The organism is Cellulomonas sp. P4_H4 (genome assembly GCF_056400865.1).
Genome location: NZ_JBFUKL010000002.1, coordinates 359,926 through 372,561 on the forward strand (window position 1 = coordinate 359,926; position 12,636 = coordinate 372,561).

Consider the following 12,636-nt stretch of genomic DNA (forward strand, 5'->3'; position numbering starts at 1 on the left):
GTGGGTGGGGACGAGGACAGGTCGGTTCAGCCGATCTGGCTACCGGGCGGTAACGATTGCCACGTCCGCCTGAAGGGCCGGAAGAACTCCCGCAGCTCCTCCGCGTACAGCTCGGGCTCCTCGAACGGCGCGAAGTGGCCGCCGCGGGGTGGTTCGGTCACGCGGACCGCGTGGGTGGTGCGCTCGAGCCATCGTCGGGGTGGTCGGACGACGTCGCCCGCGAAGAGGGAGAAGCCTGACGGCACCTCGACCCGGCGCGTGAGCTGGGCCGGTGCGATGGCCGCGTTCGCGCGGTACATGCGCATCGACGACCCGATGGTTCCCGTGAGCCAGTAGATCGTCACGTTGGTGAGGATCTCGTCCTTGGTGAAGCTCCGCTCGACGTCGCCCCCGCAGTCGCTCCAGGCGCGCAGCTTCTCGACGATCCACGCGGCGAGCCCGGCCGGCGAGTCGGTCAGACCGACCGCGGCTGTCTGCGGCTTCGTGCGGTGCATCACCGCGTAGGCGCCCTCGGTCGCCACCCAGGCGGCGACCTCCTGGAACCAGTCGCGCTCCTCGGGCTCGAGCTCGGCGGGGTCGATGCCCACCGTGGCCAGCCCGCCGTCCGTGCGATGGACTGCGACGACTCGGTCGGGGTGGTCGAGCGCGAGGTAGCGGCTCACGTGGCTGCCGATGTCACCGCCCGCCGCGCCGAACCGCGGGTAACCGAGGACGTCCATGAGCTGCGCCCACAGGCCGGCGACGCCGATCGAGTCGAGGACCTGGTGGCCGGAGTACCCGAAGCCCGGGATGTCGGGGACGACGACGTCGAACGCGTCCGCCGGGTCGCCGCCGTGCGCGGCAGGGTCGGTGAGGAGCGGGATGACCTTCGAGTAGCGCCAGAACGAGTCGGGCCAGCCGTGGCTGAGGATCAGCGGCACGGGCGGCGGACCGCCCGGCGTGGTCGGCGCAGCGCCTCGGACGTGGACGTAGTGGATCCCGACGCCGCCGAGCCGGACACGGAAGTGAGGGTGTCGTTCCAGGGCCGCCCGCTGCGCCGGCCAGTCGAACTCGTCGGCCCAGTACGCGACGAGCTCGCGCAGGTAGGCCACGTCCGTGCCGGCCGACCAGCCGGCGTCCTCGGGCTCGTCCGGCCAGCGCGTCGCGCGCAGGCGTCGGCGCAGGTCCTCGACCGCGGCGTCGTCCGCCGGCAGCGTGAACGGCTCAGGGCGTGGCGGCGCGTCCGACATCTCCGACATGGACGTCACGCTACGCGCGGCCGTCGAGCCGTTCCGGGGGCGGCGGCTACGACGCCACGCACGTCACGCAGGTCGTCGCGGTGGGGAGCGCCTCGAGCCGGGCGTCCGGGATCGGCCGACCGCACACCGCGCAGACGCCGTACGTGCCGGCGTCCAGCCGCGCGAACGCCGCGTCGACGGCGGTGAGGCGCGCGACGGTGTCCTTGGTCAGCGCGTCGACCTGGGCGCGCTCGAAAGCGATCGTGGCACCCTCCGGGTCGTGCTCGTCGTCGGCGTTGCTGTCCCGCGAGGCGTCGACGACCGCGCCGTGCAGGTCCTGGAGGGCGGCGAGCCGCTCCTGCGCGGCGTCGCGGAGGGCGTCGAGCCGCGTGCGGGTGCGGGGGTCAGGCGTCGTCACGCTCCAGGGTCCCGCGAGGAGTCGCGTGCCGCTCCCCCGAGCACACGTTCCCGCACCCGAACGGGCGACGGCGCCGGTCGGGTGCGCAGCCCGGTAGCCTTGGACAGTACGTCTCTTACTCAGGACAGGGGTTCACCGTGCCCACCGGCAAGGTCAAGTGGTTCGACACCGAGCGAGGCTTCGGGTTCATCGCCAGCGACGACGGCGGCGAGGTCTTCCTGCACGCCTCCGCGCTGCCCGAAGGTGTCACGGCGCCGAAGCCGGGCGCCAAGGTGGACTTCGGTGTCGCCGACGGTCGCCGCGGGCCGCAGGCCCTCTCGGTCAAGCTGCTCGACCCCGTCCCGTCCGTCGCGAAGGCGGCGCGCAAGCCGGCCGACGACATGGCCGTCATCATCGAGGACCTGATCAAGGTGCTCGACAAGATCGGCAACGACCTGCGTCGCGGCCGCTACCCCGAGAAGGCCCGCGGCGCCCAGTACGCCACCCTGCTGCGCGCCGTCGCCGACGACATCGAGGCCTGACATGCCCGCAGCGACGAAGGACGCCGTCCTCGGCTCCGCGGTCGACCTGGCCCGCGAGGTCGCCATCGAGCTCGCCGAGGACCCGGCCGACGTCGGTGAGTACCTCGGCCTGGTCGTCGAGGGCGAGCGCCTCGTCTCGCACCGGTTCGCGTCCACCGCACGCGGCTACCGCGGGTGGGAGTGGACCGTCACCGTCGCGCGCATCCCGCGCAGCCGGACCGCGACGGTCTGCGAGGCAGAGCTGCTGCCCGGGCCCGACGCGGTTCTCGGGCAGGCCTGGCTGCCGTGGTCGGAGCGCATCCGTCCCGGCGACATCGGACCCGGCGACGTGCTGCCGTTCCGCGCGGACGACCCCCGGCTCGAGCCGGGTTGGACGCCGAGCGGGGACCCCGAGCTGGACTCGGTCGCCATCGACGAGCTCGCGCTGGCCCGGGTGCGGGTTCTCGCCCCGCAGGGTCGCGACGAGGCCGCGGCACGCTGGTACCGCGGCCCGCACGGTCCGACGAGCGCCGGTGCGGTGGCCTCGGCCGCCGCCTGCTACAGCTGCGGGTTCCTCGTGCCGTTGCAGGGCTCGCTGGGCACCGTCTTCGGTGTCTGCGCGAACGAGTGGTCTCCTGACGACGGCACCGTCGTGAGCCTCGACCACGGCTGCGGTGCGCACTCCGAGACCGATGCCGAGACGCTGCCGACCGACTGGCCCGCGCCCGACCCGCTCATCGACGAGCTCAAGCTCGAGCTGGTCCCGCCCGTGGCCCACGCTGCCGTTCCGGCGGGGGCGGCTGTCGCTCCGGAGGAGTCCGCGTCCGCGGACGTGCCCGGCGACGTCGAGCTCCCGGTCGACCTGCCCACCGACGCCGACGCCGAGATCGCCGTGACGGTCGACCCGGACTCCGAGGTTGCCGTGGCCGTCGACCCGGCCGCCGAGGACACGACGACCGGCGACGAGGAGCCGATCGACCAGCCGGACGCCGGCTCCGCAGAGCTCGACGCCTCGGCACCACCCGAGTCGTGACCCCGGACGCCTTCGGAACGGCAGCCCTGCGAGCTGCCGTCCTGGGGGCGTGGCGCGCCTCTCCCGCACGGCTGAGGGAGGACGCCAACACCGAGGAGGACCACGCCCGCGGCTACTACCGCGACCGCGTGGTGGTCGAGCTCGCGCAGAACGCCGCCGATGCCGCGACGCGTGCCGAGGTACCCGGGCGGCTGCTGCTTCGGCTCGACCGCTCGGACGACGGGACCCTCGTCCTCGTCGCCGCCAACACGGGCGACCCGCTCGAGGCGGACGGCGTCGCGTCCCTGTCGTCGATGCGCGCGTCCGCCAAGCGCGGCGACGCGACCAACGCGGGGCTCGTCGGACGGTTCGGGGTGGGCTTCGCGGCCGTCCGGGCGGTGTCCGACGAGATCTCGCTGCTCTCGACGACGGGCGGGGTGCGCTTCTCGGTCCGCGACACGTCGGGGCTGCTCGCGGAGGTCACCGACAACGCCGGACTCGACGACGAGGTCCGACGTCGCGACGGGTCGCTGCCCGCTCTGCGACTGCCGTTCCCGGCCGAGGGCCGACCCCCGGCGGGGTACGACACCGCGGTCGTGCTGGAGCTGCGCGACGAGGTCGCTGCCGACGAGGTGCGCGGGCTGTTGCGCGACGTCGGAGACCCGCTGCTGCTCGCGCTCCCGGGTCTGGTCGAGATCCTGGTCGAGGACAACACGTCGGACGACCCTCCTCGGCGGGTCGCGAACGTGCAGGAGCGTTGGCTCGTCCGGTCGGCGCAGGGCGAGCTGCCGCTGGACCTGCTGAGCGACCGGCCGGTCGAGGAGCGTGCCGCCCGGACCTGGCGTGTGACGTGGGCCGTGCCGCGGACCGTCGCCGGTTGGACGCGGGTGGTCCACGCGCCGACCCCGACCGACGAGCCCTGCAGCGTCCCCGCGCTCCTCGTCGCGACCCTGCCGCTCGACCCGAGCCGCCGGCACGTCGCCCCCGGGCGACTGGCCGACGCCGTCCTCGACCACGCGGCCGACACCTACGCCCTGCTGGCGCACGACCGGGCGCTCGCGGGGGACTCCGAGGGTGCGCTGGCGCTCGTTCCGACGGCGCTCGCGGCCGGGGCCCTCGACGGCGCGCTGCGGGAACGGCTCGTCGACCGCCTGGCGCGCACCCCGCTGCTGGTGCGCGCGTCGTCGCTGGACCCCACCCCTGACGATGCCGTCGGTGCCGACGACGCCGCGACGAACCGCGCGCTCGTCGCGCCTCAGCGTGCCGTGATGCTCGCGGGCCCCGCCGGTCACGAGCTGCGCGCGGTCGCGGCGCTGGGCCGCCGGATCGCAGGCCTGGTCGTGGTCCCCGCGGGCCAGGAGGCGCAGGCTCGCGTGCTGGGTGTCGAGGTGCGTGGGCTCGCCGACGTCGTCGAGGAGATCCCCGCGGTCGACGACGACGGGTGGGAGGCCCTGTACGACGCCCTGGCTCCGCTCGCCGACGACCCGCGCGACCGTGAGGCGCTCGGTGCACTTCCGGTCCCGCTCGCGGACGGCCGGGTGGTCCGGGGCGCACGGGGGCTCGTGCTCCTGGACGCCGAGGTCGCGGACGCCGTCGGACCGGACGCGCTCGCTGACCTGGGGCGCTGGGGGCTTCGTGTGGTCGATCCCGCGGCTGCGCACCCCGTGCTGGCCCGGCTCGGCGCGGACGCCCCCGATGCCCGCGGCCTGCTGCAGCACCCCGCGCTGCGGTCGGCGGTGCTCGAGCAGGCCGACGACGACGACCTCCAGCTGGCCGACGAGGTCACGGACGCCGTGCTGGCCGTGCTGCGCGCGGTCGTCGGTGACAGCCATCCGCGCGACGCGGCCGGGGCAGCCGCCGGTGCCGCGCCGTGGCTGGGGCTGCTCACGCTGCCCGCCGCCGACGGCGAGCCGACGCCCGCGCACGGGCTCGTCCTGCCGGGTGGACCAGCGGCGCGGCTGCTCGACGGGCGGGTCCTCGCGCCCGTCGCGGCCGAGGCGGTCGAGCGCTGGGGCTCGGCGACGCTCGTCGCGGCAGGCGTCCGCGACGACCTCGCCCTCGTGCGCCTCACCGATGTCGTGGCCGAGCCCGCCGTCGTCGATCCGGACGGCACCGACGACGCGAGCCTGGCCGCGCAGTCGCTCGACGGCTGGACCGAGTACCTCGGGGTCCTCTCGACCCGGCTCGGTCCTGGCGAGTACGTGGGCGACGCGGTCGCCGTGGCCGACCTCGACGCGGTCGACCCCGACCGTTGGCACGAGCTGCTGCTCCGGGTCGCCGGCGCTCCCGACCTACGGCGCGCGCTGCTCGAACCCGTGCGCGGTGAGCGCGGCGCGACGGCGCCGTCGTACACGGCCTGGTGGCTGCGTGAGCGCGGCCCCGAGGAGCTGGGCGGGATCTTCGCGGTCGACGAGACCGCACCGGACGACGAGACCGCACCGGACGACGAGACCGCACCGGACGACGAGAGCACGCCGGACGACGACGACACGGGTGCCGGTCGCGCCGAGGGCGCCCCGATGCGCCGCGTGCTCCCACCGGTGCCGGACGTCCTGCGCGGGCTGGACGCGGCCGTCCAGGTGGCCCTGGGCGGGATCGCCGCGCTCGACGACCTCGGTCCGCAGGAGTGGGCTCAGCTGCTCGACGCGCTCGGCCCGGCGGGGACGCCGATCGACGCGTCGACGGCCGTCGCGCTGTGGCGGGGGATCTCCGCGACCGCGGTCCGGGTCGCCGCGGCCGGTGGCGGTCCCGGGCGGCTCGACGACGGGCCGGAGCGGGTCCCCGCGATCGTCGCGGCGGGCAGGGTGGCGATGGTGCACGCTGACGACGCGGCCGTGGCCGACCAGCCGATGTGGTGGCAGCGCACCGACGTCGCGGCGATGGTCCCGTCGACCCCGGCGCGCGCCGAGGTGCTGGCCCGGATGCTCGACGTCCCGCTCGTCGCCGAGCTGGCCGCCGGCGTGGTCGATCATGAGCAGGACGGCGTCGTGACGCCGGTGCCGCTCGACGTGGCCGCGCTGCTGCCGGGCGCACCGACGACCTGGGTCGAGCACGAGGAGCTCACCGTCGACGGGTCGCCGGTGGACTGGTGGGTGACGGGCAGCGGCCGGAACGCTGTGGTGCGGACGGTGCACGTGGCCGGACTGGCCTCCGGGCTCGCGCAGGCGGCGGGACGTTGGTGGGCCCGCAGCGCCGTCGAGGCGGTGCTCGTCGCGCCCGAGCGTGCTGCCGAGCTGGCGCTGGACGCGGCCCTCGACGACTGATCGGAAGGGCCGGACGCTACGAGGCGTCGACCGGTGGGTGCCGTCGGGCCCATCGCAGGCCGAGGAGCCCGAGCAGGGCGCCGACACCGCACACCCACACGGCGTCCCAGGCGATCGCCCCGGTCGCCGCGAGGACGAGGGTCACGACGAGCGCGGCGACCCAGACGAGCGTGCCGATGCGCATGACCCGGGCGAAGTCGACCGGGACGGGCGGGGGCGGGGTGCGACGCGGGTTGAGCATCGAGAAGCGGGACGGCACCGGACGAGGGTAGCCCGCGGTCGGGGGCCGTAGGACGAGGTCAGCGCGACGAGCCGGCCGTGGAGGTCGCGACGGCCAGGGACGGGACCGCGGCGAGGTAGGCGTGCGCGACGTCCCAGGGCTCGAGACCCGCGGCGACAGCCTCGATGCCCAGCAGGTTCCGCTCGCGCCACAGCACGCCGGACAGCTGCGCCAGTGACATGGTCCGGTCTCCTCTCCTGGCCCGATCCCGTCGGGCTCGTGTTCCTCTGCAGCCACCCATCGGATCGTGACTACGCGATGGTGATGGCTCTGGAATATCGACTTGTGTCATGTGTGCCCGATTTTCGGTGACGTAACCTATGACTCGACTTAGCAAGCGCTTGCCCTGCGCCAGACCGTGAAGATTCCGCGGAACAAGGAGTTCGGAGTCCCAAACGCTGTGACGCTGATCACACGGTTCGCGAGGGGTGCAGACACCTACCCCGGAAGTTCCGCGTGATCACGGGGTAGTCATGGGAAAGGGCTGTCCCATGACTCGACATCAATTGATATCGGCTTCGAAGTACCCCTCAAGGACCCGGTCGCGAGGGCCGAGCGACTCCCTTGTGACCACGCAGACCCCCTCCGTCGATGACCTTGTCGTCGCAAACATGCCCCTCGTCGGGTTCGCCGTGAGTGAGCTGCTGCACCGGGTTCCGCCGTCGGTTTCCTGCGACGAGCTCGTCTCCGCCGGGAGCCTCGCGCTCGTCCTCGCGGCCCGCGCCTACGACCCGACGACGGGTGTCCCGTTCGCCCGCTACGCGTCGTTGCGGATCCGTGGCGCGCTGGTCGACGAGCTGCGCTCGATGGACTGGGCGACGCGTGGCGCACGGTCCCGGGTGCGCGAGCTCGCCTCGACCTCGGAGCGGCTCACCGCGAACCTGGGCCGCGCGCCGAGCCGCCAGGAGCTCGCCGGCGCCCTCGGCACCGACGTGGCCGCCGTCGACCGCGCCAGCAAGGACGCCGCCCGCCGGGTCCTCTCCATCGACTCGACGGAGACGCCGGTCGCCGAGCTGGTACGCGACGCCAGCCCGAACCCCGAAGAGGTCCTGCTCTCCGACGAGCGCCTGCGCTGGCTCCGGGCGGCCGTGCACACGCTTCCCGAGCGCCTGCGCGTCGTGGTCGACCGCATCTTCCTGCAGGATCGTTCCGTCGCCGAGCTCGCCGACGAGCTGGGGGTCACCCAGTCCCGCATCAGCCAGCTGCGCACGGAAGCGCTGTCCCTCCTGCGCGACGGGCTGAACGCCGGTCTCGACCCCGACCTGCTTCCCGTCGCGGACCGCCCCGACGGAGTGGCCGAGCGTCGTCGGCAGAACTACTTCGCGGCCGTCGCCGCGCGGGCCGCCATGGCCCCGATCGGATCGATGGCGCCCCGCGGCATCATCCCGTCGCAGCACGCCGCGTCGGCCGGAGAGTCTGTGCGCGAGCTCGCCTCGCGGCAGGCCGGCGGCCAGGCGTACGCCGCCTGACGGCCGACGGGCCTCGACGCCTGTCTCTCGCCGGGGACGTCGCGCGATGGATCCTCGCGTACGTGCGACGCACCGAACTGGACACGGAGGCCGCCGGGTACGGCGCGGGGAAGTTCTCGCTGCTCGTCATCTGAGACCGCCGCTGATTGCGGGCTGAGCCTTCGACTGCGGTTCTGGCACACTGCGCGCATGGCTTCGACCTCCACCAAGCAGGACGCCCGTCCAGCAAACGCCCTCGACCGCTACTTCCGCATCTCTGAGCGGGGCTCCACGTTCGGCACCGAGGTGCGGGGTGGCCTGGTCACGTTCTTCACGATGAGCTACATCATCGTGCTGAACCCGCTGATCATCGGGACCGTCAAGTCCGGTGACGGGGCGTTCCTCGGCGGCGGCAGCGAGCCGAACCTCGCCGCCGTCGCCGCGACGACCGCGCTGGTCGCGGGCCTGATGTCGATCCTCATGGGCGTCGTCGCGAACTTCCCGCTCGCGCTCGCCGCGGGCCTCGGGCTGAACGCGGTCGTCGCGTACTCGATCGCGGCGCTGCCTGACATGTCGTGGCAGGACGCCATGGGCATCGTCGTGCTCGAGGGCCTGATCATCCTGGTTCTCGTGCTCACCGGGCTGCGCACGGCGGTGTTCCGTGCGGTCCCGCGCGAGCTGAAGACGGCCATCAGCGTCGGCATCGGTCTGTTCATCGCGTTCATCGGGCTCGTCGACGCCGGCTTCGTGCGGATCCCTGCGAGCCTGGCGACGCCCGTCGAGCTCGGCATCGGCGGGTCGCTGGGCAGCTGGCCGCTGCTCGTGTTCGTCTTCGGCCTGTTCGTCGCCGTCATCTTGATGGTGCGCAAGGTCAACGGCGCGATCCTCATCGCGATCGTGTCCGCGACGGTCCTCGCGCTGATCGTCGAGCTGGTCGGCGACCTCGGCACCAAGTCCGCGGACAACCCCGCCGGATGGGGGCTCGTGGTGCCGCACTGGCCGTCCGGCGGCATCTTCGCGACGCCGGACTTCTCGCTCGTCGGCCAGTTCTCGCTCTTCGGCTCCATCAAGTCGATCGGCCTCGTCGCCGTGATCCTGCTGGTGTTCTCGCTCCTGCTCGCCGACTTCTTCGACACGATGGGGACCATGGTCGCCGTCGGAAGCGAGGCCGGCCTGCTCGACAAGGACGGCAACCCGCCCGCGACCACCCGCATCCTCGTCGTCGACTCCATCGCCGCTGCGGCCGGCGGCGCCGGCAGCGTGTCGTCGAACACCTCCTACATCGAGTCGGCCGCAGGCGTCGGCGACGGCGCACGCACGGGCCTCGCCTCCGTCGTCACGGGACTGGCGTTCCTCGTCGCCACCTGTCTCGCGCCTCTCGTCGAGCTCGTCCCGTTCGAGGCGGCGACCCCTGCCCTCGTGGTCGTCGGCTTCCTGATGGTCACGCAGATCACCGGCATCAACTGGCGCGACTACGAGGTGGCCATCCCGGCCTTCCTCACGATCGTCCTCATGCCCTTCACCTACTCGATCACCGTAGGCATCGGCGCGGGGATCATCATGTTCGTCGCGATCAAGCTGGCCGTCGGCAAGGTCCGCGAGATCCACACCTTCATGTGGATCACGTCCGCGCTGTTCGTCGTCTACTTCCTGCTCGGCCCGATCAAGGCCTGGCTGAACATCTAGCCGGCCAGCCCGGGGTCAGCGGCGGACGACCGCGGTCAAGGTCTCGACCGCCGGGAGCAGCTGGTCCACCGACCGCTGGTAGAGGGCGGCGTCGCCCCGGAACGGGTCGATGACGTCGTCGTCGGCGGGCCGGAACGACGCGAGCCCGCGACGCTGCCCGGCCAACGGCACCAGGGCGCGCAGGCGGTCGGCGGTGGTGGCGTTCGCGCCGGGGAGGGCGGCAGGCTCGACGTCGGCGGCGAGCCGTGCGAGCTCCCGCAGGGCGAACGTGCGCCGGACCGCCGCCGGCACCAGCTCGACGACGGCGGCGCGGTGCTTGCGGGTCAGGGCGATGACGAGGTCGGCGGACCGGATCATCGACGCCTCGAGCTGGCGACTCACGAACCCGGAGGGGTCGCCGCCGTTCAGCTCGACCAGCTGCGCCATGGCACGGGTCATCGGGCGGCCGACGAGGGCACCCGTGCCCGCCGAGCCGATCTCGATCGCCGGCATCAGCGTGCCGACCGCGGGGCGCCCCTGGAACGCGGCACCGAGGCGCGCGGACAGCAGCCGCTCGACCGCGGGGGAGCGGCAGATGTTGCCTGTGCAGACGACGAGGACGCGCAGGGGCTCGGCCACGTCGGAGGGGGTCATTTTCCCATGATCCCTGGTCGCAGGCGCGCAGACATCCACTCGCACCCGATCGGAGCAGAAAGATCAGCCTGTGGTGGCACGCGTCGCCGCGGCTTCACGACGAGCCGCGACCGACCGCACGAGCCGCAGGCCGAGCACTCCGAGCGCGGCGCCCAGGGTGTTCAGCACCACGTCCTGCACGGTCGGCACGCGTGACGGGAGGAAGAGCAGCTGGGCCAGCTCGATCGTCGCCGAGAGCGCGAACCCGAGCACGACCACCAGCCAGGACCGTCGCACGAGCAGTCCGACGAGGACGCCGAACGGGAGGAACATGACCACGTTCGCGCCGGCTTCGAGTCCCGCGTAGGTGATGGGCACCCCCCATCCGGACAGCCAGTCGAGGACCGCGCGGACGACGTCGAACGTGGACGAGGGGGCGGGCGCCGGCCACAGCGTCAGGCGTGCGACGAGGGCGAGGTAGACGACCAGCGCTGTCGTGACCACGCGCCGGGACGTGGTCTGCGGCACGCGTCGAACGCTAGCCGAGGCCTCAGCCGTCCGAGGCGCTCACGGACGTGCGCGGGCCGGGTAGATTCCAGTCAGAAATTCAAACCCGAGGGAGCAACTTGTGAGACTGTCCGTCATCGGCTGCGGGTATCTCGGCGCTGTGCACGCCGCGAGCATGGCGAAGCTGGGACACGACGTCATCGGTATCGACGTCGACGACCGGAAGATCGACGCCCTCCGCCAGGGCCGGGCACCGTTCTACGAGCCCGGGCTGCCCGAGCTGCTCCTGGAGGCCGGCGGGACGGGCCGGCTGGCGTTCAGCACGGACATCGCCGACGCCGCCGGCGCGGACGTCCACTTCGTCTGCGTGGGTACCCCGCAGGTGCACGGTGAGTTCCGCGCGGACCTCACCTATGTGAACTCGGCGATCGACGCGCTGCGGCCGCACCTGCGTCCGGGCGACGTCGTCGCGGGCAAGTCGACCGTCCCGGTGGGGACGGCCGAGGCGATCGCCGAGGTGCTCGAGGGCACGGGCGCGGTGCTCGTCTGGAACCCCGAGTTCCTCCGGGAGGGCTTCGCCGTCCAGGACACGCTGCACCCTGACCGGCTCGTCTACGGCCTGCCGACGGACGCCGACGGCGTGCCGACCGTCGAGGGCGTCAAGGCGCAGGCGGCGCTCGACGAGGTCTACGCGACCCCGCTCTCCGAGGACACCCCGCTCGTCGTGACGGACTACGCCACGGCGCAGCTGGTCAAGGTCGCCGCCAACTCGTTCCTGGCCACGAAGATCTCCTTCATCAACGCGATGGCCGAGCTGTGCGAGTCGACCGGTGCGGACGTCACGCGCCTCGCCGACGCGATCGGCTACGACGCACGCATCGGGCGTCGATTCCTCAACGCGGGGCTGGGGTTCGGCGGCGGCTGCCTGCCGAAGGACATCCGTGCGTTCATGGCTCGTGCCGGTGAGCTCGGGGTGAGCGACGCCCTGGGATTCCTGCGCGAGGTCGACTCGATCAACATGCGTCGCCGCGTGCGTGTCGTGGACCTGGCCCGTGAGGTGTGCGACGGCTCGATCGTCGGACGCCGGATCGCGGTGCTGGGCGCGGCGTTCAAGCCCGACTCCGACGACGTCCGCGACTCGCCGGCGCTGTCGGTGGCGGCGCAGATGCAGCTGCAGGGCGCCCACGTCACCGTGACCGACCCGCAGGCCATCGCCAACGCGCGCTCGAAGTGGCCGGACCTGCACTTCGCGGACACCGCGCTCGAGGCGGCCACCGGGGCGGACGTCGTGCTGCTCGCGACCGAGTGGGACGAGTACCGCTCGCTCGACCCGGAGGCCCTGGGCGAGGTGGTCGCGCACCGGCGGATGCTGGACGGGCGCAATGTTCTGGAGCCGGCGCACTGGCGTGCGGCGGGCTGGACGTACCGGGCCCTGGGTCGTCCCTGAGGCCTGCTGTCGCGACGGGACAGTGTGCGGCGGGCTGGACGTACAGGGCCCTGGGTCGTCCCTGAGGCCTGCTGTCGCGACGGGACAGTGCGCGGCGGGCTGGACGTACCGGGCCCTGGGTCGCCCCTAACCTCTGCTGTCGCGACGGGACAGTGCGCGGCGGGCTGGACGTACCGGGCCTTGGGTCGTCCCTGACCTCTTTTCGCGACGAGAGTCGCGTGAGAGCACTGCATCGTCGGCGACTTT

General features: G+C 73.1%; 12 protein-coding genes. 6 read left to right on the top strand and 6 right to left on the bottom strand.

The features are described from left to right. Positions 1-26 precede the first annotated feature (26 nt). Both AC1DPN_RS07950 and AC1DPN_RS07955 read right to left on the bottom strand, forming a co-directional pair. Positions 27-1,238 (bottom strand): epoxide hydrolase family protein, encoded by a 1,212-nt coding sequence (locus AC1DPN_RS07950; RefSeq protein WP_477084193.1) that lies wholly within the window; start codon positions 1,236-1,238, stop codon positions 27-29. A gap of 46 nt (positions 1,239-1,284) precedes the next feature. After that, positions 1,285-1,635: a TraR/DksA family transcriptional regulator gene (locus AC1DPN_RS07955; protein WP_477084194.1), complete on the bottom strand. Its 351-nt coding sequence runs from the start codon at positions 1,633-1,635 to the stop codon at positions 1,285-1,287. A gap of 137 nt (positions 1,636-1,772) precedes the next feature. Between AC1DPN_RS07955 and AC1DPN_RS07960 the strand changes: the two genes are divergently transcribed. The 3 genes from AC1DPN_RS07960 to AC1DPN_RS07970 are packed head-to-tail and all read left to right on the top strand — an operon-like array spanning position 1,773 to position 6,410. Continuing rightward, positions 1,773-2,156, top strand: coding sequence for a cold-shock protein (locus AC1DPN_RS07960; protein WP_477084195.1), 384 nt, complete (start codon positions 1,773-1,775; stop codon positions 2,154-2,156). A 1-nt stretch (position 2,157) separates the two neighbouring features. Then, positions 2,158-3,168, top strand: coding sequence for a DUF3027 domain-containing protein (locus AC1DPN_RS07965; protein ID WP_477084196.1), 1,011 nt, complete (start codon positions 2,158-2,160; stop codon positions 3,166-3,168). Further along, on the top strand, positions 3,165-6,410 hold the full coding sequence (locus tag AC1DPN_RS07970) for a sacsin N-terminal ATP-binding-like domain-containing protein (RefSeq protein WP_477084197.1): 3,246 nt from the start codon (positions 3,165-3,167) through the stop codon (positions 6,408-6,410). The genes AC1DPN_RS07965 and AC1DPN_RS07970 overlap by 4 nt, the downstream gene beginning before the upstream one ends. Positions 6,411-6,426: 16 nt before the next feature. On the opposite strand, the gene AC1DPN_RS07975 is transcribed toward AC1DPN_RS07970, so the two are convergent. Both AC1DPN_RS07975 and AC1DPN_RS07980 read right to left on the bottom strand, forming a co-directional pair. Then, the gene (locus AC1DPN_RS07975) at positions 6,427-6,669 is read right to left on the bottom strand and encodes a DUF2530 domain-containing protein (RefSeq protein WP_477084198.1); all 243 of its coding nucleotides are present in this window, start codon (positions 6,667-6,669) and stop codon (positions 6,427-6,429) included. A 40-nt stretch (positions 6,670-6,709) separates the two neighbouring features. Beyond that, entirely contained in the window at positions 6,710-6,871 is a 162-nt protein-coding gene (locus AC1DPN_RS07980; protein WP_477084199.1) for a hypothetical protein, read from the bottom strand. A gap of 385 nt (positions 6,872-7,256) precedes the next feature. On the opposite strand from AC1DPN_RS07980, the gene AC1DPN_RS07985 reads away from it, so the two are divergent. Then, entirely contained in the window at positions 7,257-8,159 is a 903-nt protein-coding gene (locus AC1DPN_RS07985) for a sigma-70 family RNA polymerase sigma factor (protein ID WP_477084200.1), read from the top strand. A 189-nt stretch (positions 8,160-8,348) separates the two neighbouring features. Further along, positions 8,349-9,824: an NCS2 family permease gene (locus AC1DPN_RS07990; RefSeq protein WP_477084201.1), complete on the top strand. Its 1,476-nt coding sequence runs from the start codon at positions 8,349-8,351 to the stop codon at positions 9,822-9,824. Between the two features lie 15 nt (positions 9,825-9,839). On the opposite strand, the gene AC1DPN_RS07995 is transcribed toward AC1DPN_RS07990, so the two are convergent. Both AC1DPN_RS07995 and AC1DPN_RS08000 read right to left on the bottom strand, forming a co-directional pair. Next, positions 9,840-10,457: an arsenate reductase/protein-tyrosine-phosphatase family protein gene (locus AC1DPN_RS07995; RefSeq protein WP_477084202.1), complete on the bottom strand. Its 618-nt coding sequence runs from the start codon at positions 10,455-10,457 to the stop codon at positions 9,840-9,842. Positions 10,458-10,520: 63 nt separating this feature from the next. Next, complete coding sequence (locus AC1DPN_RS08000; protein ID WP_477084203.1) at positions 10,521-10,964, bottom strand: VanZ family protein; 444 nt, start codon at positions 10,962-10,964, stop codon at positions 10,521-10,523. 100 nt (positions 10,965-11,064) lie between these two features. Between AC1DPN_RS08000 and AC1DPN_RS08005 the strand changes: the two genes are divergently transcribed. Then, on the top strand, positions 11,065-12,390 hold the full coding sequence (locus tag AC1DPN_RS08005; RefSeq protein WP_477084204.1) for a UDP-glucose dehydrogenase family protein: 1,326 nt from the start codon (positions 11,065-11,067) through the stop codon (positions 12,388-12,390). Positions 12,391-12,636 lie beyond the last annotated feature (246 nt).